At 63.0% G+C, this 21334-nt stretch carries 20 protein-coding genes; 12 read left to right on the plus strand and 8 right to left on the minus strand.

What is annotated here, in order from left to right:
* Window positions 1–189: 189 nt before the first annotated feature.
* Complete coding sequence (gene purH / locus JMA46_RS14875; RefSeq protein ID WP_348770188.1) at window positions 190–1860, minus strand: bifunctional phosphoribosylaminoimidazolecarboxamide formyltransferase/IMP cyclohydrolase; 1671 nt, start codon at window positions 1858–1860, stop codon at window positions 190–192.
* Window positions 1861–1935: 75 nt separating this feature from the next.
* Here purH and JMA46_RS14880 point away from each other — a divergent pair, with 75 nt between their 5' ends.
* The 8 genes from JMA46_RS14880 (at window position 1936) to JMA46_RS14915 (ending at window position 10438) form a co-directional block, all read left to right on the plus strand.
* On the plus strand, window positions 1936–3495 hold the full coding sequence (locus tag JMA46_RS14880; RefSeq protein ID WP_207346132.1) for a glycoside hydrolase family 3 N-terminal domain-containing protein: 1560 nt from the start codon (window positions 1936–1938) through the stop codon (window positions 3493–3495).
* 20 nt (window positions 3496–3515) lie between these two features.
* A complete protein-coding gene (gene murQ / locus JMA46_RS14885) occupies window positions 3516–4433 on the plus strand; it encodes an N-acetylmuramic acid 6-phosphate etherase (protein ID WP_207346133.1) in 918 nt (305 codons plus the stop codon).
* A gap of 23 nt (window positions 4434–4456) precedes the next feature.
* On the plus strand, window positions 4457–5623 hold the full coding sequence (locus JMA46_RS14890; protein ID WP_207346134.1) for a serine hydrolase domain-containing protein: 1167 nt from the start codon (window positions 4457–4459) through the stop codon (window positions 5621–5623).
* Window positions 5620–6972 carry an MFS transporter gene (locus JMA46_RS14895; protein WP_207346135.1) on the plus strand — a complete coding sequence of 451 codons (1353 nt, stop codon included), beginning with the start codon at window positions 5620–5622 and terminating at the stop codon, window positions 6970–6972. Before JMA46_RS14890 ends, JMA46_RS14895 begins: the two co-directional genes overlap by 4 nt.
* 119 nt (window positions 6973–7091) lie before the next feature.
* Window positions 7092–8639: a WXG100 family type VII secretion target gene (locus JMA46_RS14900; protein ID WP_207346136.1), complete on the plus strand. Its 1548-nt coding sequence runs from the start codon at window positions 7092–7094 to the stop codon at window positions 8637–8639.
* Complete coding sequence (locus tag JMA46_RS14905) at window positions 8629–9336, plus strand: hypothetical protein (RefSeq protein ID WP_207346137.1); 708 nt, start codon at window positions 8629–8631, stop codon at window positions 9334–9336. Before JMA46_RS14900 ends, JMA46_RS14905 begins: the two co-directional genes overlap by 11 nt.
* Window positions 9337–9423: 87 nt before the next feature.
* Entirely contained in the window at window positions 9424–9726 is a 303-nt protein-coding gene (locus tag JMA46_RS14910) for a hypothetical protein (RefSeq protein WP_207346138.1), read from the plus strand.
* 79 nt (window positions 9727–9805) lie between these two features.
* Window positions 9806–10438: a VTT domain-containing protein gene (locus JMA46_RS14915; RefSeq protein WP_207346139.1), complete on the plus strand. Its 633-nt coding sequence runs from the start codon at window positions 9806–9808 to the stop codon at window positions 10436–10438.
* On the opposite strand, the gene purN is transcribed toward JMA46_RS14915, so the two are convergent.
* The 3 genes from purN to JMA46_RS14930 form a co-directional block, all read right to left on the minus strand.
* The gene (purN, locus tag JMA46_RS14920) at window positions 10435–10998 is read right to left on the minus strand and encodes a phosphoribosylglycinamide formyltransferase (RefSeq protein WP_207346140.1); all 564 of its coding nucleotides are present in this window, start codon (window positions 10996–10998) and stop codon (window positions 10435–10437) included. The genes JMA46_RS14915 and purN overlap by 4 nt on opposite strands.
* Window positions 10999–11031: 33 nt before the next feature.
* Window positions 11032–12354 (minus strand): DUF6350 family protein, encoded by a 1323-nt coding sequence (locus tag JMA46_RS14925; protein WP_207346141.1) that lies wholly within the window; start codon window positions 12352–12354, stop codon window positions 11032–11034.
* A 181-nt stretch (window positions 12355–12535) separates the two neighbouring features.
* Complete coding sequence (locus JMA46_RS14930; protein WP_038467205.1) at window positions 12536–12739, minus strand: cold-shock protein; 204 nt, start codon at window positions 12737–12739, stop codon at window positions 12536–12538.
* Between the two features lie 406 nt (window positions 12740–13145).
* Here JMA46_RS14930 and JMA46_RS14935 point away from each other — a divergent pair, with 406 nt between their 5' ends.
* The 4 genes from JMA46_RS14935 (at window position 13146) to JMA46_RS14950 (ending at window position 15753) form a co-directional block, all read left to right on the plus strand.
* Window positions 13146–13556 (plus strand): hypothetical protein, encoded by a 411-nt coding sequence (locus JMA46_RS14935; RefSeq protein WP_207346142.1) that lies wholly within the window; start codon window positions 13146–13148, stop codon window positions 13554–13556.
* Between the two features lie 156 nt (window positions 13557–13712).
* Window positions 13713–14423, plus strand: coding sequence for a thioredoxin domain-containing protein (locus JMA46_RS14940; RefSeq protein ID WP_207346143.1), 711 nt, complete (start codon window positions 13713–13715; stop codon window positions 14421–14423).
* Window positions 14424–14426: 3 nt separating this feature from the next.
* Window positions 14427–15290: a cytochrome c biogenesis CcdA family protein gene (locus tag JMA46_RS14945; RefSeq protein WP_207346144.1), complete on the plus strand. Its 864-nt coding sequence runs from the start codon at window positions 14427–14429 to the stop codon at window positions 15288–15290.
* A 1-nt stretch (window position 15291) separates the two neighbouring features.
* A complete protein-coding gene (locus tag JMA46_RS14950) occupies window positions 15292–15753 on the plus strand; it encodes a hypothetical protein (RefSeq protein WP_207346145.1) in 462 nt (153 codons plus the stop codon).
* Window positions 15754–15887: 134 nt separating this feature from the next.
* On the opposite strand, the gene JMA46_RS14955 is transcribed toward JMA46_RS14950, so the two are convergent.
* From JMA46_RS14955 to JMA46_RS14970, 4 genes are all read right to left on the minus strand, one after another.
* Complete coding sequence (locus JMA46_RS14955; protein ID WP_207346146.1) at window positions 15888–16703, minus strand: DUF2071 domain-containing protein; 816 nt, start codon at window positions 16701–16703, stop codon at window positions 15888–15890.
* A 15-nt stretch (window positions 16704–16718) separates the two neighbouring features.
* Complete coding sequence (locus JMA46_RS14960) at window positions 16719–18425, minus strand: acyl-CoA dehydrogenase family protein (protein ID WP_207346147.1); 1707 nt, start codon at window positions 18423–18425, stop codon at window positions 16719–16721.
* A 62-nt stretch (window positions 18426–18487) separates the two neighbouring features.
* Window positions 18488–19642 (minus strand): alpha/beta fold hydrolase, encoded by a 1155-nt coding sequence (locus tag JMA46_RS17665; RefSeq protein ID WP_207346148.1) that lies wholly within the window; start codon window positions 19640–19642, stop codon window positions 18488–18490.
* An 81-nt stretch (window positions 19643–19723) separates the two neighbouring features.
* Window positions 19724–21256: a hypothetical protein gene (locus tag JMA46_RS14970; protein ID WP_207346149.1), complete on the minus strand. Its 1533-nt coding sequence runs from the start codon at window positions 21254–21256 to the stop codon at window positions 19724–19726.
* Window positions 21257–21334: the final 78 nt, after the last annotated feature.

Below are 21334 nucleotides of genomic sequence, written 5' to 3' on the forward strand. Positions count from 1 at the left end.
GGGCCGTACCTTTCGTGCGAAAGGTGACGGCCCGGCGTCGTTTTGTTGGGCAGGCTGTCTGTATCAACGCTTGCGCAGCTGGACCACTATGCCCACCAATAGCGTCAGGAAAGCCGCCGCAACAATCCCCGTGATGAGGGTGGCCGCAACGTACGGTTCAGCAAGCCAGTCAAGCACGGGCGGATCCTGCTAGTGGAAGAAGTGGCGGGCGCCGGTGAAGTACATGGTGATTCCTGCGGCGTTGGCTGCGGCAATCACTTCTTCATCACGGACGGAGCCGCCGGGCTGGACCACGGCGCGCACACCGGCGTCGAGCAGGATCTGCAGACCATCCGCAAACGGGAAGAACGCGTCAGAGGAAGCCACGGCGCCGCGTGAGCGCTGTTCAGAAACGGCGCCTTCGGTGCCTGCTGCGCCACCGGCACCGTCAACGTCTGATTCCACGGCAACACCGAGCGTGTTGGCGCGTTCCACGGCCAGCTTGCAGGAGTCCACACGGTTGACCTGGCCCATGCCGATGCCCACTGCGGCGCCGTTGTTGGCGAGCAGGATGGCGTTGGACTTCGCCGCGCGGACTGCTGTCCAGGCGAAGGCGAGGTCGGCGAGGGTGGCGTCGTCCGCCGGGGAGCCTGCGGCGAGGGTCCAGTTGGCAGGGTTGTCGCCGTCTGCGTCCACGCGGTCACTCATCTGCACCAGCATGCCCCCGGATACCTGGCGAACTTCCGCCGGGTAGCGGCCGTAGCCCTCGGGCAGCGACAGCAGGCGGATGTTCTTCTTCTTTGAGAGGATTTCCACCGCTTCGGGCTCAAAGTCAGGGGCAATGACAACTTCGGTGAAGATCCCGGCCACGGTGCGGGCCATGCCGGCGGTGACGGTGCGGTTCGCGGCAATGACGCCGCCAAATGCGGAGAGCGGGTCGCAGGCGTGGGCCTTGGCGTGGGCGTCGGCGATGGGGTCTGCCGCGTCCGGCGAGGCCACGGCCACACCGCACGGGTTCGCGTGCTTGATGACGGCGACGGCCGGGCCGTCGAAGTCGAACGCTGCGCGCAGGGCGGCATCGGCGTCAACGAAGTTGTTGTAGCTCATGGCCTTGCCGTGGAGCTGGTCTGCCTGAGCAATGCCCGACGGCGCCCCCTTGTCCACGTACAGCGCTGCCTGCTGGTGGGGGTTTTCCCCGTAACGGAGCACCTCGGAGCGTTCCAGCGAGTAGCCGGCGTAGGAGGGCCAGTCGATGATGCCGTCGCCGTCCTCATCCAGGAACTGGGCGGAGGTCCAGGCTGCCACGGCGTTGTCGTACGCGGCGGTGTGGGCGAAGGCTGCTGCCGCGAGGCGCTGGCGGGCGACGAGCGTGAAGCCGCCTTCCTGGGCGGCGGCAATGACGGAGCCGTACTTGGCCGGGTCAACCACCACGGCCACCGAGGGGTGGTTCTTGGCAGCGGCGCGGACCATGGAGGGCCCGCCAATGTCGATCTGCTCGACGACGGCGTCCTGGCCGGCGCCGGAGTTCACGGTGTCCACGAACGGGTAGAGGTTCACCACCACCAGATCAAAGGGCGCCACGTGCATTTCTTCAAGCTGGTGCACGTGGTCCGGCAGGCGGCGGTCGGCCAGGATGCCTGCGTGGATGAGCGGGTGCAGCGTCTTCACGCGCCCGTCCAGGCACTCGGGGAATCCGGTCAGCGCGGACACTTCGGTCACCGGGACGCCGGCGGCAGCAATTTTAGCCGCCGTGGATCCTGTGGAAACAATGGCGACACCGGCGGCGTGCAGGCCAATGGCCAACTCCTCCAAACCAGTTTTGTCATAGACCGAAATCAAGGCTCGGCGGATGGGAACACGGTTTAGCGGAACGCTTGTCACAGAAATTCTCCGTAGGTGGATCGACGATGGCGACATATAAAGTTTAGGCCACATCGCGCCGGTAGGATTTCCCCTATGACATCACGTGAGCTGGACCACTCAGCATCCCCGGCCGGCCCCCTTGCCCCCGACCTCCCCGCAGACCTGCCCCGACTGATTAATTCAGTCATTCTCCCCGGCTTTATTGGCACAACTGTGCCACAGTGGTTGGCGACGGCACTGGGAAACGGTCTGGCCGGCGTCGTGTATTTCAGCCACAACATTGACCCCGACGCCCCGGAACAGGTGGCGGCGCTTTCCGCAGCCATTCGCGCCACCAACCCGGATGCCGTGATCGGCGTGGACGAGGAAGGCGGCAACGTCACCCGCCTGCAGTCCCGTGACGGCTCAACCATTCCCGGTGCCGCCGCCTTGGGCGCCTTGGATGAACTGGCGGTGACGGCTGCCGTAGGCCGTGCGATCGGGCGCCTGTGCCGGGACGCCGGCATCAACTTGACCATTGCACCGGTAGCCGACGTGAACACGAATCCGCTGAACCCCGTCATCGGCGTGCGCGCCTTCGGCTCCGACACCGCCCTGGTCAGTGCCCACACAGCTGCGGCCGTCATCGGCATTCAGGCCGAGCGCGTGGCAGCATGCGCCAAGCACTTCCCCGGCCATGGGGACACTGTGGCGGATTCGCACATGGACACGGCGCGCGTGGACTTGACCATGGAACAGATGAGGCAGTTCCACCTGCCCCCGTTCAAGGCCGCCGCCGACGCCGGTGTGGCCGCCATGATGAGTGCGCACATCATCATCCCCGAACTCGGCGAAGCCCCCGCCACCTTGAACCCGGCGGCCGGTGCGCTTTTGCGCGAGATGGGCTTTGAGGGCGTGCTCATCACGGATGCGCTGGACATGGCCGCCGTGCGCGCCACCGTTGGTCCCGGCGAGGGCGGCGTGCTGGCGCTGCTGGCAGGCAACGACCTGCTGTGCGTCGGCAACCCGCAGAACGCCTACACCACGGGCCGCGACGACGAATCCTGCTACACCGAGGTGTATGACGCTTTATCTGCCGCGGCCACCTCGGGCCGCCTGCCGGTGGAGGTGCTGCGCAAGGCCGGCGCCCGCGTCCAGGCACTTGCCCAGTGGTCCAAGGGCAACCCCTTGCCTGAAACCGATGATTTTTACGACTGGGTGGCAGTGTCCGCCCGCGCCTGCCGGCTGGACTCCATAGGCCACGGCACGGCCGTTTCACTGCCCGAACTGACGGGATCCGGTCTGGTGACGCTCGTGGACGCCCGCACGGGTCACAACATGGCCGCCGGACCCACGCAGAACTTCCTCGCCCAGGCATTGGGCAGCTACGCAGTAACCGAAGTCAACGCCGCAGAGCTTTCCAGTGCGGAGTTGGAGATCGTGCTGATGCAGTCCGAAGGCGCCGTCCTGGTGATCGTGGATTCGCTGGACTCTCCCGAGCAGCAGGAAACCCTCGAACTGGTGCTGGCCACGGCGCCCGGCGCGGTCTGCATCAATGCCGGCCTGGTACCCGAGCATGCCTGCGCCGTGGCCACCATCCACTGCCACGGCTTCAGCAGGGTTGCCGCCCAGGCAGTGGTTTCGTTGCTGGAACAGGAGCAAGACGAGCTGTGAGAACCCCTGAAACACGCAGTATGGACGATGTCCGCTCCGAGATCGGCACACTGGTGACCGAGTCCGCCAACCCCAAGTACCCGGATCTGGCAGCGTTGGGAACCGACGAACTGGTGGCGGCCATGAACAGCGAGGATGCCTTGGTTCCAGCCGCCATCGAAGGCCAGCTCCCGGTGATCGCCGCCATCATCGATGAAATTGCCACACGCATGCGCCGGGGCGGCAGGCTCATTTACGTAGGTGCGGGCACGCCCGGCCGGCTGGGCGTGCTGGATGCCAGCGAGTGCCCGCCGACCTTCGGCACCGACCCCGCACTGGTGGTCGGCGTCATTGCCGGCGGCCGTACTGCCGTGAATCGAGCCGTCGAGAACGCCGAGGACAGCGAAGAGGCCGGCGCGGCGGACATGGCCGCGCTGGCGTTGGGGCCCACGGATTCAGTAGTCGGCCTGGCTGCCTCGGGCCGCACTCCGTACGTGATCGCCGCCATCAAGGCGGCCCGTGCGCGGGGTGCCTACACGGTCGGCTTCGCCTGCAACAACAACTCCGCCCTGGGTGCGGCCGCCGAGACGGCGCTGGAAATCGAGGTGGGTCCGGAAATTCTCAGCGGCTCCACGCGGCTGAAATCCGGCACGTGCCAAAAGCTCGTGTTGAACATGATCAGCACCATTACCATGGTCCGGCTAGGGAAGACGTACAAGAACGTCATGGTGGACCTGCGCGCCACCAACGCCAAGCTGCGCGCCCGCAGCGAGCGCACGCTCATGCGGGCCTCCGGCTGCGACGCCGCCACGGCCGCCTCCGCCCTTGCCGCCGCCGACGGCCACGTCAAAGCGGCCATCCTCGCCATCATGACGGGCCTGCCTGCCGCGCAGGCGGCAGAACTGCTGGCAGCCCAGGACGGGTTTCTGCCGGCAGCCATCGACGCAGGCACTGCGTAGAAGCACGACGCCCGAGCCCTCCCATGCGTGCATCCCACCACTCCCCCGTCCCCGGTGAGCTGAATCCCGGCCCCGGTGCGCCGGTTTCTGGTGCTCCGGTTCCCGGTGTTCAGGCCTTGCTTGAGCAGGCGGTGACCGACGGGGTTGCCCCCGCCCTCAGCTGCGCACTGGCGCTGGGTGGCCGGCAGCTTCCGGTGCTGTGTGCCGGCGCTGGAAGAACGGACACATTTTTTGATTTGGCCTCCGTCACGAAGCTGTTCACCACTGTCACCGCGCTTGCCTTGGTGGATTCCGGCACGTTGGAACTGGACGCACCGATCAGCGCCCACCTGGCTGACTACCGCAGTGCAGCGAAGTCTGCTGTGACGCTGCGCCACCTGCTCACCCACACCTCAGGTTTACCGTCGGAATGGCGGGGCTGGCACGCTGCACTGTCACAGGGCCGCGGCTTTGACCGCTACGCGCTTGTGGAGGACTTGCTCGCCACGGAACTTGAATCAGCTCCCGGTATAAGGTTCGAGTATTCCTGCGCTGGGTTCAACACCATCATGGCGTTGGCCGAGCAGGTGACGGGGACTGCGTGGGCGTCCCTCGTGCAACAACATCTGCTGGACAAACTCCCCACCAGCGGCATCACCGGCTGCCCGCCGCTTGAACAGTGTGCGCCCACCGAATTCCAACCCCAGCTGGGACGCGGACTGGTGCAGGGTGTGGTCCACGACGAAGCGGCCTGGTCGCTGGGCGGGCTGAGCGGCAATGCCGGCTTGTTCGCCACAGCTGCCGGACTCCGTACCTTCGGCGAGGCCCTTCGCAACGGCCTGCCCGGCATCCTCTCCCCCGCGCTGGCTGCGCAGATGTGGCGCAGCCAGCTGCCGGAGATGCTCGGCAGCCACTTCTCCTTGGACAACCCCGGCTTTGGTCACGGCCTAGGCGTGCGCATCAACCAGCAGCCGTGGATGGGAACCCTGGGCACCCACGCTCGCGGGCACGGCGGATTCACCGGCACGTCCCTGCTCGTGGACAAAAGTCTGGGCGCCGTCATCGTCCTGCTCAGCAACAGGGTGAGCCCGAGCCGGGACGGCAATGACGCGACGTCGCTGCGCAAGGCGGTGTCCGACGTCGTACTGGCTGAGGCAGGTACTGCGGCGGCAGGTAGCTTGGTAGCTGAACAACAACGGAAGGCACCATGAGCACCCCCACCGTATTATTGACCGGCGACCGCGTGGTTCAGGAACTGCCCTGGCGGTGGCGGGTACAAGGGAGTATCTTCCTCATCGGCGGGCTCGGCTTCATGTTCGACGCCTGGGATGTGACACTCAACGGCTTCCTCATCCCCCTGTTGTCTAAGGAATGGGGTCTAAGCCCGGGGCAGGCCGCATGGATCGGCACGGCGAATTTGATCGGCATGGCCGTGGGCGCATTTGCGTGGGGGTCCATTGCGGACATCATCGGGCGCAAGACGGCGTTCACCCTGACGCTGCTGATCTTTGCCGCGTTCACGGTGTTGGGCGCCGTGTCCAATGAGATCGTGCTGTTTTGTGTATTCCGCTTCCTGGCTGGCTTTGGCCTGGGCGGCTGCATCCCGGTGGATTACGCGCTGGTGGGCGAATTCACGCCGCGCAAACACAGGGGTAGGGTGCTGACCGCGATGGATGCCTGGTGGCCCATCGGCGCCTCACTGTGCGGAGTGGTGTCCGCCGTATTGATGGCCAGCTTCGGAAACTGGCGTTACCTCATGCTGGTCATGGTGCTGCCGGCATTGCTCGTTTTTTGGGTACGGGTCAGTGTGCCGGAGTCGCCGCTGTTTCTGGTGCGGGCAGGACGCCCAGCCGAAGCGAAGGCAGTCATTGACAAGCTGATCAAACGCACCGGGGCCACGGTGGAGCCGTGGGTGCTGCCAGAACCAGAGGATGCCCCGCGCCTGTCACTGGGCAAGGTCACCGACCAGCTTGCCGGATTGTGGCGCTTCAATTGGCGGATCACCGGCGTTGCGTGGTCGCTGTTCCTGACTATTTTGCTCGTCTATTACGGGGCCCTGACCTGGATGCCGTCCATTTTGGTGGCCACCGGCTACGCCGAGAACAAGGCTTTCATGGCCACCGCCTCCATGACGGCCATTGGCCTGGTGGGTGTCATTGTCGCCGCGCTGCTCGTGGAGCGGTTGGGCCGCAAGTGGATCCTGGCCATCACCGGGCCACTGGCTGCACTGTCACTGGTCATTTTTGCACTCGTGCTGGACGCTCCGGTTGCCGCCCAGATATGGCTCTTGGTGTTCGGCTTTGTCATCCAGGTGGCCATCCCGGTGCTGTACACGTACGTCTCCGAGCTGTACCCAACGCATTTGCGCGCCACCGGGTTTGGCTGGGCCTCCACCATTTCGCGGGTTGGTGCCGGGCTGGTGCCGCTGATCTTCGGCTCCCTGCTATGGCCTGTTTTGGGCCTGCCGCTGACGTTTGCGCTGACCGGCGGACTGGTGGTGCTGGCCGTCATCTGGATGGCCTTCTCCGCACCCGAAACCAAGGGCGCCGTGCTGGATTGAGGTTGGCTGCAGGGAGGGGAAGCCAAGGGACAACGAACCGCACCGGTGGTGGGGAGCTCTCCCCATTGAACCGATCCGCCGTCAACAAATAGGCTCGGAGCCTACACAAAAGGAGTGCCATGACCGGTTTCATCGGTGCCGACACGGCACAATTGCGTGAGCTGGCCAAGACTTTCTCCGTCTCGGCTCACCGACTCACCACACAGGCAAAGATGCTCAGTTCCATCGTTACACCGCTGCGGTCGTGGAAGGGCCCAGACGCTGCCCGCTTCACGCAGAACGTCAATGCCACGCACGTGCCATTGCTGCGAGGTGCGGCCGCCACATTGACTGAATTAGCTGCACAACTCAAAGTTCAAGCCGATGAACAGGACAAGGCCAGTTCCTCCGCCAGCCTGGGCGCGCTGCCGCAAGACACAAGCACGCCGGTGCCGAACGCGGCAGCAGCCGAACTACAGGCAAAGTTGGAGGCAATGACCGCCGATGAGCGGGAGACGTACCTGAAGTCACGGGAATTCAAGGATTGGGCAGCCCAGCACCCAGAAGAGGCCAAATCAGTTTTGGATGCCATGGCCGATGCCCACCCCCCACAGATTCAGCTTGCCGGCGGCGGCTACGCCGACTTCCTCAAGGATTACTGGCTGCTGGCAGCGATGCGCGAAGCCGGGATCGACCCCGACAAGTGGGATCCTTCGCGCGGCTACGCGTACAACCGGGACACCATCGCGGCCGTCTACAAGTATTATGGCGAACTGTATTTGCAGGATCCGCGCATGCAGTGGGCTGGCTTTGCCCACATGGTGGGACCGGGCCTGGACGCTGGTTTCGCCGATGTGCGCCTCATGCGCGACCTGGCCCGCACAATGTTGCAAAGCGGGGCCGTGGGCGACGCGATCGCGCCCGGACTGACACCGCTGACGCCGGCGCAGTTGCTGGCCCTGGCCCACATGAGCGACAGCGAGTTGGCATATTTCGAGACGAGCCTGTTGGAAATGCAGAAGGAGATCTTCGACGACATCGGCTACCAGCACCAAGCCTTTGCCAACGGCGGCATTGCGGAAATCAACAGGCTGGTCCGTGCCGGTGTCATCTCCGACCCCCTCGTGGTGAGTGCCTGGAATGACTTCAATTCCGGCGATCCACAGAAGCTGGCACAGGGCACCATGAAAATGGCCAACTATGAACAAAACGTGGTCATTGCGGACAACTACGACACCATGCGCGGCCGCGGGCTCCAGGGCGAAGGATTCACCCTGGCCATGTCGATAGTTGGAACACCATCCATCCCCGGCGCGCAGTCCTATTCCCAGTTCAGCCCGTTGATCCTCTACCCCACGCCAGAATCAGTGCCCGTGGGCCCGTTCGGGCCGTTCGGGCCCCATGTCAACGTCCCGAACCCACTCCATGACAACATTCTGGTGGAGACCCCCCTGCCTAACGGCAATATCGCAAACAGGGACCAGCGTTGGGAGTTCATCACCAAAGACACCTATCCTGCATACATGGATTTAGCCAACGACCCGAACCGCTTGCGGGCCATTGTTGAGCAACAAATGACCGGGCAGGGATATCAAGATGCCGTGGACTCCAACCGAATTGTCAACCGAATGGATACCATCAGCGACCAGATAGTCTTCGGAGATGGGAATCCGTTCGATGGGAAATAAGAGCCGCCATGGCCCGTTGCTTGTGTTGGCACTGCTCATTGCGCTGGCACTGGCCTCATGTTCGCTGCCATTTCAAACGCAACCCAACACCGCAGAGGAGACTTCCGTGACTACCAGCACCTCCATGATGGACAAGGCCGGAATCGAGAAGATCAAGGCCGACGGCGGGGGCCGCTTCGACCTCAGCGCCACCTCCGTGCCCCAAGAGTCGGTGGGGCTTCCCGCCAATGCGAATGAAGTCGCCTACCTTGCCACGGACGTTGACAAGCCAGTGGAGATCACCCTCGTGCTTCCCCATGACACATTGACCGTCAAGACCAGCGACTTCAAAATGTCCACATACTCAACCAACTCCTTCGTTGACACCGTCACGTGGTTCGAGTCTGTCGATGGCCTCGATGCCTTGGATGCCGCCGTCGCCGCCGCCAATGAGCGTTTTGGCTTTTCGAGCACAAACCTGGCTGCGTGGGATACCAAGGATTTCATGTCCGAGGGAAACAAGGGCCAACAAAGCCTGGGCATGGGGGTAAAGAACGGCACTGCCGTGTATCTGAAGGTCTATTGGAAGAAGGACTCCCCCGTTCAGGTGCTGCAGTTCTCCGCCTTGATAGCCCCCGGCTACTACAAGCCCGAAGTCCAGGCCGAAATTGCCGAGCACGGTCGGGCACCCATCGGTTTCAATGCGGAAGGGGAATAGGCGCCCCTCCACAGGGTTTCGTCATGTTCACCGCCTAGCCTGTTGCCTACAGAGATTTTAACCCTCGCACAAATTTTAGGAGATCCCATGTGCCCACTGCTTCCCACTGCCTTCGCCACCGCCGGACTGCTCGGCGGTTATAAAACCGCCCGCACCACGGGCAACCGCCAGCTGGGCGGCGCCGTACTGGCTACCGCTGGCGCGGCAGCATTCATGGGCTGGAAGAAGAACGTCGGAACAGGTAGGGCTGTGGCGCTGACCGCAGCTTACGTGCTGGCCTTTGGCGCCTCCCACCCGTTGGCCAAGAAGATCGGCGCCTGGCCTGCCGTGTGCACCGCAACGGGCGCTGTGGCCGTCGCCTCCCTTTGCTGTGGCCGCAAGCACGGCTAAAATATACAGGCTGCATCGATAGACTGGATAGGGTGGCCAATGCGGCCACCATGTTCATGACTCAAAAAGAAGGCCACGTATGGACCTCGCCGCCGACGCCACAGGCTTTCTGGCCAGTTTTTGGATTTATGCGATCGGGGCTGGCTTCGTCACGCTTTCCGCCTTGATTCCGCCAATTCCCAGCACCACAGTTTTTGTTGCCTTGGGCGCACTTGCCGGGCTCGACGGCGGCCCGCACGCGGGTTTTTTGGTGCTGGCCATGCTGGTGGGGGCCGTTGCAGGGGATGTAGCTACGTACGGGCTCATGCGGCTGTTCGGCCACACCCGTCTGGGGTCCACGCGCGGGCCCAGACGTCAGCGGGCCGTTGACTCCGGAACGCGCAGACTGCGGCAACGGCCGTACATGTTCATGCTGACGTCACGCTTCATCCCGTTGGGTAGGCTGTCCGCCAACATGGCAGCGACCATAGCCGGCTACCCGCTGCGCGCCTTTTTGGTGTTTTCACTGGTTTCGGGCGGCATTTGGTCCCTGTATTCGGTGGGGATTGGGATCCTGACCAGATTCTGGCCGGGTGTCTCCACCCAGCTGGCGGTGGTGGTGGCGATCGCCTTCTCCATTGTGCTGGGCTGGCTCGTTGGCAAAGTCTCCACGTGGCTGCTGGATCGAAAAAACTCGAAGGAACTTCCCGCCGTCGTGCTTCCAGAGGCTTAGCCGTGGGCCAAGTCTCCCAGGACCTTGATGAGTAGTTCGCGTTCGGCAAGCTTGATGCGCTCGTGCAGGGATTCCTCGGTGTCCTCTGGCAGGACATCCACCGGTGTCTGGGCGATGATGGGGCCGGTGTCCACGCCCGCGTCGGCGAAATGCACGGTACAGCCGGTGACTTTGACCCCGTAGGCCATGGCGTCGCGGACTCCGTGTGCGCCCGGGAATGAGGGCAAAAGCGCTGGATGGGTATTGACGTAGCGGCCCTCGAACGCGTTGATGAAGTCGGGTGCAACGATGCGCATGAAACCGCTGGAAACAACGTAGTCCGGGGAGTAGGAGGCCACTTTTTCCAGCAGGGCGGCGTCCCAGTCGGAACGGGTGCCGAAGTCCTTGAAGTTCACCTCAAAGGTTTCCAGCCCCGCGTTGGCAGAGCGCTCCACACCATACGTTCCAAGCCTGTCCGCACCCACTGCGGCGATTTCCACGGGCAGGACGCCGTTGGCGACGGCGTCGATGACGGCCTGGAGGTTTGAACCGGTTCCGGAGACTAAGACAACTATGCGCATGACCCAATTTTAGGGTCAAGGTACGGGCTGGCCCTATTCGGCGGAGTCGCTGCGCTTGCGCATCAACGGCAGCCCGTCGCGTTCGCCGTTCAGCCACGGCGCCACCAGCGCACCAATCAGCACGCCGACGGCAACTTCCGCACCAACCCACAACGCTGCGGGGAGTGAGTCGGGGCCAAGATCCGTCAAACGACCGACGCCCGCCGAGCCGTGTGAGAGGAAAAACAATGCCCCGGAGAGCACCGCTGCCACAGCCCCTGTGACCGCGCCGAGGAAGATCGTAGACAACGGCAGTGACAGCCAACGCGGCCTGATCTTCAGCGAGAGCCATTCATCAAAGTGGTTTTCACCGGCACGGACAAACCACCAGCCGCTAAGAACACCGGCGCAGACGGGAATCAGCAGCGCCACAAAGCCCCAGCCAAGCTGTCCGGTAGGCAGTGCCGCCAAGAGTGGGATCGGTGGCACCGGTGCCACGGACGTGCCCAGGGGTGAAACGCTTGAACCAGCACCAAGCGAGAAGCCGTCCCCTCCGGCCCAGGCCAACGTCCACAGTGCCGTGTTGGGCAGGTACGCAAGCTGGGCCAGCGTGAGTGCAGCCCCGCCAATGGCACCTGCACGCAGTGCCTCGTAGACGGCAACGATGTCATTCCAGCGGCCAATCACGTTGACGGCCAGCAGGAGTGCCGAAAGTGAGACTGCCGAGACAACGGCGATAAAGGCTGCCTTGACGGACGTCCACATATAGGACCCCGCCCACCGTTGATCCTGGCTGGTCTTGGAGATCCAGTCGGCGGCGCTGATGCCAATGAGCCTGCTCCAGGACCCTGCTTCCAAACGGGAGCCGGTGATGAGGCCTGCGGCTGCGGGAATGACAGGTAGCAGCGTGCTGGCCAGCAGAGGTGCACTGACGTTGGGGGTGCTGCAGACGAAGCCCGTGGCCAGGCCGGCCGCTGCGTAGACAGCGAGGGCACCAAAGAGGGGTTGCCACAATTGGTCTGTGTAGGAGGCTTTTGCCAGGCGTCGGCCAGCACGCCATGACAGGAAGAACGGAATGAGCAGCAGTCCCAGCGGGATCAAGCTGAACGTGCCGGTCTGCACTGTGGCTGAGCTGGGTCCGCTGCTGAGCGTCAGGCTGAGTGGGACGCCATGGCCGACGAGCCAAATCTGCCCTGCCAGTTGGGCAATGACCGAGAGGTTCTTTTCCGCAAAACCGCCAGCGAACCACGTGGCTCCCAACGGAATGACCACGATCAAGGCGGAAATGACAAACATTTGAGCAGCCTCAAATGCCCCTTGCAGCCCCAGCGGCATGGGAATTCCATCACGTTGGCGCTTCGCCACTTTGCTGTTCATCGCCTTCCATGGTGCCACATGGTGAGCCCCTCAGCCGCGAACAGCGCCGGTGGAGCGCTGGATAAACTCTCACAGCAGTCATATTTTAAACACAAACAGGGCCCGGGATAAATCCCGAGCCCTGTTTGCTCAAGCCCTAAGGACTAAAGAATGCGTGGTTGCCCACACGTTTTCTTTAGAATTAGATAGCCTGGATGTTGACTGCCTGAGGACCCTTCGGACCCTGCTCAACATCGAAGGAAACCTTCTGGTTCTCTTCGAGGGAGCGGTAGCCTGAGGAGTTGATCGCGGAGTAGTGCGCGAAAACGTCCTGGGACTGGTCATCGGGTGAGATGAAGCCGAAGCCCTTTTCAGCGTTGAACCACTTGACGGTACCTGTTGCCATTATTTCTATTTCCTTCTGAAGTTGGAGATTCCGCCCGACCTTCGGGCCTCCGTGTACGGTGTAAGTCCGCTTCTCCAGAAAAGCGACGTCTTCCCAAAAGGGACGGCGTCGCTTCAACTACAAAAAACGCAACACTACAACTACGTCTTAGTATACATGCCCACAACTTCTATGCCACTTATTACTGAGAGGTGCATCACTTTAGTGTGGACTGAGGCTGTGAAATTCATGGAGAACGTTGAATTCTCGCGGATTTTGTCTTTTACATTGCGACATAACATTTACTGTTCTCCGCTGACTCCCGGGCATGTCGGCTCGCGGGGGTCAGCCAGGGCGCTCACGTATAGTGGGTGGAATTGCGCCGGGATGATGCCCTGGAAAAACCAACAGCAAGGGGTGAGACCGAATGCAACACATCGGTGCTCGGCCCCGCCTTGGCGCCCAAGCCCTCATCCTGGCGTTTGCCGCCTTTATGCTGGTGGCCATCGGATGTACGGGCGCCCACGCCTCCCCCACTGAACAGGCCACCTCGATCAGCGCGTCGCCGGCCTTGCCCGGATCCGGCGCTGACACCTTTGCAGCTGACACCTTCGCAGATGCCGTCGGCCACGCACCTCCGTCCTGCATTCCCGGACGAGACAAGGTTCGGGTGGAGCGCAATGCCGTGCCGCCCTCGCAGGCGCACCTGCATCACCCCCCGGTCAGCGGCTGCACCGGGCTGTTCGCCTCAGCCCGAGCGGAAGAAACGGCAGATCAGTTCTCCGGCCGGACTCCTGCCGCATTGACACATCTGGATCTTGGGATCGTACGGACTTAGACAAAGGCACGCCAGCGCCCACCTTGAGGTGAACAGCCAAGGGCGGGTGCCCGACGTCGAACGTGTCCTTATATATATGCACGGTGCGCAGTCACCGGTCCGCGCTTCCCGCCCGGCCGCGACTGGCCGCGCTTGCACAATCTTGAAAGTTTCCCCATGAAAACGAAGAAATCCCGGAACATCCTCTTGGCGCTGGTGTTGGGTGTTGTGGTTGTTTTAACAGTTGTATTTGTTGGCGCCGCCGCCCAGAAGACCCGCTTGGACGAAGCGGACGCCCCTGCAGCATCAGCTGCTTCCGCAGAATCGGCCGCAGCACTGAACTTGGAACATCGCACCGCCAATGACCCCGTGGCGATGGGCGCCGGCGATGCACAGGTTGTCATGATCGAATATTCGGACTACCGCTGCCCGTTCTGCGGTGTCTATGCCCGCAAGACCCAGCCCGAGATCATTAAGAAGTACGTGGACACGGGCCGGCTGCGCATTGAGTGGCGAGATCTGCCCGTATTGGGCGGCACCTCGATGAGTGCGGCCGTGGCGGCCCGGGCTGCAGGCGAGCAGGGACTGTTCTGGCAGTTCAACGAGGCCGTCTACGCTGCTGCCCCGGAGAAGGGCAAGGCAGATCTGTCCGAGCAGGCGCTCTTGGGTTTCGCCCAGCAGATTGGCATTCCGGACTTGGCGAAGTTCACCGTGGACATGAAGAGCCCCGAACTGACGGCAAAGGTGCAGGCTGACTTGTCCGAGGGGACCCAGCTGGGGCTCAACAGCACGCCCACGTTCGTCATAAACAATGAAGCCATCCCCGGAGCGCAGCCCATGGAGATCTTCTCCCAGGTCATTGACGCAGCATTGGCCCAGGCGAAATAGACCATGGACATTGGATACACGGGGGCTTTCCTTGGCGGAATGCTGACCTTGTTGAGCCCGTGCTCTGTCATGCTGCTGCCAGCCTTTTTTGCCTATGCGTTTGCCAGTCCCGGAAAACTGCTGGGACGCACTGTCCTGTTTTACGCAGGTCTGCTGACCACGTTGGTGCCGTTGGGGCTCCTGGCCGGATGGGTTGGGGCCTTGGTGATGCAGAACCGCGGCTGGCTGATTACGGTGGCAGCTGCCATCGTCATGTTGATTGGAGTGCTGCAGATCATCGGGGTTGAGTTCACCGGGCTGAGCCGTGGCTCCGGCGCTGACGGGACTTCAGCCGTTTCGGTGTTTGTGCTGGGCTCGGTGTACGGCGTGGCCGGGGTGTGTGCGGGGCCCATCCTGGGGTCCGTGCTGGCCGTGGCCGCGGCGCGCGGGAATCCACTCTATGGCGGGATCATGCTGGCTATCTTTGCGTTCGGCATGGTGCTGCCGTTGGGGATCCTGTCACTACTGTGGACGCGGTTGCGGCTGGGCGAGCGGGCGTGGCTGAAGCCGCGGCGCTTCCGGTTGGGCCGTTGGGAGAATTCCGTGTGGATGGTGGTGTCCGGCGTGCTCTCGATCGGCATTGGTGTGCTGTTGCTGGCCACGCAAGGCACCTCCTCGTTGGGCGGATTGCTTTCGATCGATGCGCAGTATGCTGCGGAATCGTGGGTTGTGGCCCGGTCAGCAAAGGCCTCCAACCTGGTATTCGGACTTGTTGCGCTGGCTGTGCTGCTGGCGGTGGGTGGTCTGTACCTGTGGCGCACGCATCGGGCGGAACGCGCGCGCAGCGTGCAGGCCGGCATGCACGGCAGCACACCGGATGGGAGCTGACATGCTCACGATTTCTGGCAATTTGCGCCAGTGGCCGCTGCGGCGCTGGGTGGCCGGCGCCACAGCCGCTGTGGCGGTCTACATTGTGGTGGCCATCCCGACAGTGCTCATACCCAACAGCTTCTTCAGCCGCGAGATACCACCCACCTGGTGGTCCTACACAGCTCTTGGCATCAGCTCACTGCTGACCGGCCTGCTGGTGGCAACCTATGTGGCCTCCCCCATCACCAGCACAGGCAGTACGAACAAGTCCGGCGTGTTCGCGTCATTTTTGACGTTCTTCGCCGTCGGCTGCCCCGTCTGCAACAAATTGGTGCTGCTCGCGTTGGGTTCCTCCGGGGCCATGACGTTCTTTGAACCTGTCCAGCCCGTGCTTGCGGGCATCTCCATCGGCTTGCTGGTGTGGGCGCTGTTGCGCCGGATCTCCCAGGAGAATGCGTGCCGGGTACCGGTGGCTTCCTAGCCCGATCCGCCGGCGCGACCGTTCATACTGCAGCTGATGCGGGTGAGATGGCGGCGCACCCGCATCAGCTGCAGTATCAACCAGAAGCACGACGGCGTGGCTTACCGAAGCCGGGACGCAACGTTCCGATGGCTCTAGCAAGCGGGGGCGACCGCTGGAGGCTTCTTCCTGCCCCCCTCGTCGCTCGCGCGTCGCCGGCCAGCCCGGACGAGCCGCTGCGGTGATGCGAACACGGTAGTCACGTCACTGGCGTACAGAACCGAATCCGGGGCACGCCCGGCCAACCCTTCCAAGCCGGCCGCAGCCAGCAGCCCGTCTTCTAGATACAGGAGCTCGGCGTGCTGCAGCGGCCACGGCTCGTGGTGGTTTCGCGCGTAAAGGGTGCGCCCGAGACGGGTTTCATGGAAACCCCACCGGGCCGTCAAAAAAGTAGCTACCGGATCGGCTGCGAGCGCAGCATTTGCCGCTGGGTCACAGCCCGGACGCACAATGATGTGGGAGGCTGCGCCCGGTTGGCCGTGCCGCTTGGTGCGGTACGCCACTTTCCCATCGCGCTGACTCAGTTTCATGGAGGCCCACCGATAATTCAGCCCAAAAGCTGCCCGAGCGATGAGCACCGGCACGAGATGTGATGCCTCAAGACTGAGAAACACAACCCCTCGACGGCCCTGTTCATCGATGGAATACAGGCGGACGTTAACTTCAGGGAAGTCACCGAGCCACGGAATGCTGGGGCTGCCAAAGAACGAACTCTTGGACATCTGAAAAGAGATGAGTCCCACCCACGTGGTTCCGCCCATCGTATCGGGGCTGCAGCCCTCAGGCATGTACTTTTCGACAACGCTCGGATCGACTCTCCAGTGTAGAAAGGTCGCCTCACTCCAGCGTTGCCGCAAAATGGCGCGGCCACCGAGGGCTGGGGCTTTTGGTGAAATCGCGGGGACGTTCATTCGCAGACCCTTTCTTTACGCCCGGGCCAGAATCCCGGCCAAATCGGACGAATTCGGCAAAGTGCCGTAGTTAAATGATCGGTCAGCCCCCAGGCGCGAAACGACAAACGCGTCGGAGACTTCCGCTGGCGCAAAACGCAGCAGCAGCGACGCCTGCAATGCGAGTGCCAGCTTTTCCACCACGTTACGCGCCTGCCCGGCAAATTCCTGCGGCACCGCGCGCATCGGTGCAAGCTCTTCCTTCAACCGGGCCGCAAAATCGTCAAACACCGGATGCGCGCCAGCCGCCAGCCGAAGCTCATCAAAGAACGCTTCCACGGACTCCGGTTCGGTGGACATGGCCCGCAGCACATCCAACCCAATCACGTTGCCTGTCCCCTCCCAAATGGCCATGACCGGCTGCTCGCGGTAGCGCATGGCCAGTGGAAAGTCCTCAATATAGCCGTTGCCACCCAGGCATTCCATCGCCTCATAGGCATGATTCGGCCCCCGCTTGCACACCCAATATTTGGTGACCGCAGTCGCCAGGCGGCGGAACGCGAGCTCTGTTGCTCCGGCGTCGTTATCAAAGGCACGGGCAAGGCGCAGGCCGACGGCGGTCGCGGCCTCCGATTCCAGCGCCAGGTCCGCGAGCACGTTGGTCATGGCCGGCTGATCGATCAGGTGGGCGCCAAAGGCGTGCCGGTGCCGGGCGTGCCACACGGCCTCGGCCACAGACTGGCGCATCCCGGCCGCCGTGCCCAGCACGCAGTCGAGCCTGGTCCGGCCCACCATGCCCATGATGGCGCGTACACCCCGGCCAGGATCTCCGATCCGCCATCCGACAGTGTTGGCGAATTCCACCTCGGCGGAAGCGTTGGAACGGTTGCCTGCCTTGTCCTTTAGACGCTGGAGCAGGAACGTGTTGCGAGTGCCATCTGGCAAGACCCGCGGCACCAGAAAGCAGCCCAGGCCGGCGTCGTCCTGCGCCAGCATCAAAAATGCGTCGGACATCGGCGCCGAACAAAACCACTTGTGGCCCGTCAGCAGGTGGTGCTCTCCTGCGGACACGGCGCGGGTGGTGTTGGCGCGCACATCCGAGCCGCCCTGCTTCTCCGTCATGGCCATGCCGAACAGGGCACCGGGCTTATTGACGGACAGTTCCGGCGCATACTGGCGCGAGTACAGCCGCGGCAGCCACTCCTCCGCCACATCCGGGGCCAACGCGATGGATTCGACGGCCGCGTGGCTCATGGAAATCGGGCAGGCATGGCCAGGTTCCACCTGCGCAAACAGCATGAACTGGGCCGCACGCAGCGCGCTTGCCCCTTTGCCGGGACTCGCCCACGCCGAAGTATGTGCACCAGCCGCCACCGCCTGGGAGATGATGCGGTGGTAGGAGGGATGATATTCCACCTCGTCGATCCGCAGCCCATACTTGCTGTGCGTGCGCAGGATTGGCGGGTTTTTATGGGCCAGCCGGGCATCGTCCTGAAACTGCGCAGAACCAACGACGGCGCCAGTCGCCTCAAGCGCCCGGGTCGCCTCGGCATTGCTTCCCCCAGCAGTTCCCGCGTCGCTTCCATCGTCAGCGTTGGGCGTCTCGATTTCCCCGATGGTGTGAAGGTACTCAACGAGCGGCGTATTTTCGCTGAACTCGTTCACGTCCACGCGCGGCGGCGGCTGGTTCAGCACGCGGTGGGTTGGGTAGAAAGAGAGTGGTCCGGCGTCGTTGACGGTCATGGAACTAGGCTATGCCGTGCGTCAAGGCTGTGCATCTAGACGTATACCTCAAGACGCATACCTCAAGGCTGCGAGCGCCATACCTTGAGGATCTTTTCCGTAGCCGGGTCCTTGAACCCTTCATAGAAACGATCAAGAACGTGCTGGAAGATGTCCTCGCCCGGCGCTGCGTGGCTGAAAAGGGTCATGGAGGAGCGAAGTTTCATGGCATCCACGCGACCGAGGATCTCCCCTGCCCGGTCGGTACTGCCGTCGAGCAGTAGCCTGGAACACTCCCGCAGCCGCGCCCCAAGGACAGGGTGCGCCAGGTAGGCCTTCGCTTCCTCCAGCGATGTAATGGCATGACTCGTGGCCATCTTGCTCGAGCCAAGGCCTGAGACCTGCGGAAATACGAACCACATCCAGTGGCTTCGCTTGTGCCCGGCACCCAACTCAGCCTTGACGTCGTCGTACGTGTCTTCCTGCGCAGTCACGAAACGTTCCAGGCCCGCCGTCATTTCCGCGGCCCTCTGCCCGGAGTCCTCCTGGTCCGCCGTCAACCCGGCGGCGGTGCAGGCCCTGTCCAGGAACTGCGCCACCTCGCGCGGGTGGGACAGGAGTGGTGTGTGGCTGGAATCCAGCTCGGTCACCACGGCACCCATGCGCGCCGCCATCTCGCGCTGCAGCTGCGGCGGAACGGCCTGATCAGCGGTGGTCACCAAATAGTGCGAGGGTAGCTCCAGCCAGGCGGGCGGGCCAACTTTCACCTTGTCCAACCCGATCCGCACCATGCGCTGCGTGACTGCGGCAACCACGACGGCGTCTGCCGGGGCATCGGCGGCCAGCACCTGCGCGAAGTGGTCCCTGCCCATGTAGGTGTAGTCGCCAGCCACCACCACGTGGTCGGGAATCTGGCTGCCCCGGTGGCGGCGCGAAAGTTCACTCACGGATTCACCTTCGGCCGGGGCGAAGGCGGCCACATAGGCCAGCACCTTGACCTCGGGATGCTCGCGGGCGGCCTCGCCAATCACGGCGCCGGCATAGGACCAGCCGGCCAGCAGAACCGGCCCCGCAACGGTGGCGAGGGTGCGGTGCACGGCTGCGACGTCGCCGTCGAACGTTTCCAGGTCAAGCTGCGCCGCCACCGGCTTGTGCCCCATGGTGTGAAGCTCTGTGATGACCCGGGCCCAACTGGAACCATCAGACCATAACCCGTGCACCAAAACGATTGTTGCCATGCAAGCCACCTCACCTCATAGAAGTTCTCCCAACGTACCAAAGGCTGCGGGCAACGAGTGGAATGCGGGATTGTTTCCGCGCTAATCGCAGAGGAACACTCCAGCGCGGTAGCCGTAGTCGCGTTCAAGCTGGTCGATCCCGTCGGGGTCATGGCCGGTCAGGGCTTCCTGAATGGCTTCCGGCGGGGCGGGGAATTCGTCGTTGAGGTGCTTCAACGCCCAGGAGTTGCTTGTAAACGCCCATTCAAAAACGAGCAGTGCCCCAATCACGGCAGCCCACGTCAGCACATGCGCTGGCGTCCACTGCACCTCTTGGTTCAGCGGACCGAACACCATCGAGCGGGTGGTGATCATGGCGAAACCGGCAGCGAAGAAACCGGCAAAAACCGCGGCCTCAGTTGCCCCAAACGACACTCCGGAGCGGATGAACCACCGGCTGCGCACCATGAACTGCCAGTACATGGCGGCGTTGACAAGGGTCAGCACCGTGTAGACCCACAACGCAGCGAGCGTCCACCACGGAACGTCCTCGATCATCAACGGGACTAGCAACGTTCCGAGAAGTGCCAGGAGTGCAATCAAATTGGGCGGGATGCAGATCAGAAAGCGGGTGCGTCTGGCAGCCTGTGGAGTGGCGGGTCCGCTGGAATGGGGTTCATCCGCCATCCACTGCGGAATCCTCGCCATACTGGCCACCTCGGAGTGAGAGAGGGCGCGTTCGGACACCATTTCGCGCAGCAGGGATACCTCGGCCTCACCGGTGTGCGGACCGGGGACGGGTTCCTCGGCAAGCTGCACGAATTCCTGTCCCACGTAGCGGCGCTCAATCAGGGTGAAGTCATCCATGAAGGGCCGTTCCGGGTCAAACCACACATCAAACTCATTGCCAGCCGCAGGCGCCCACACCGGGAAGTCAAAAAAGCGGATCTGGGCAGTTTCAGGCTGCCCGCCCACCGTATACTCCAACTCCACATGAAACATTGCCTTGTTCTCGACAATGAACTGTTCGTTCGTCACCGCCACAACCGTGGCGATGGTGTGTTCGCCACCAGCCACAATGTCCTGCTGCTGGCGACGATCTTCCTCTACCTGCCTCCACACGATCAGGGCCAGCCGGGTGAACTTGAGGGTGGGCAGAAGCAGCACAACAACGATTCCCACCAACAACAGGAAACCCAGCCACTCTGCGGCAGCCGCCCTAATGGCGGCTGCCACTACGCTTCCGCCCAGCAGCCCCACCAGCACCGTCGCATGGAGCAAACGCCGTCCACGGGGCGGCAAAACAGTATGGCCGTGGTGATCCGAAGCATGTTTGAGGTTCCCGTACCCCAACACATGCTTGTAGGCATGGCCAATCTCGTGGCCCAGGGCAAGAGCCCCCACCAGACCAATCACGAACAGCAAGGCGGGCACAAAATGGGCCACGTCCTCGAACATCCTTCTAAACTCCAACGGGGAGAAGAATCCCAACATGGCCACGGCCGTCGCCCACAGCAGCGCCACCAAAAGGCACGCCCGCACAGTCTTGTGGACATAGCCGGACCAGACCACCGGGGATGTGGGCAGTGGGACTGTTTGCGCCCCCAACACCGCCCGTGACATGGGATACGCCACTTGCTTCCCCCTCCAGATAGCTGATCTTTCATTCTGCCCATGGGCAGCGAGGATGTCGAGTTACGCCACGGCTGCCAC

The sequence above is a fragment of the Arthrobacter sp. E3 genome, assembly GCF_017353415.1.
Classification (GTDB): domain Bacteria; phylum Actinomycetota; class Actinomycetes; order Actinomycetales; family Micrococcaceae; genus Specibacter.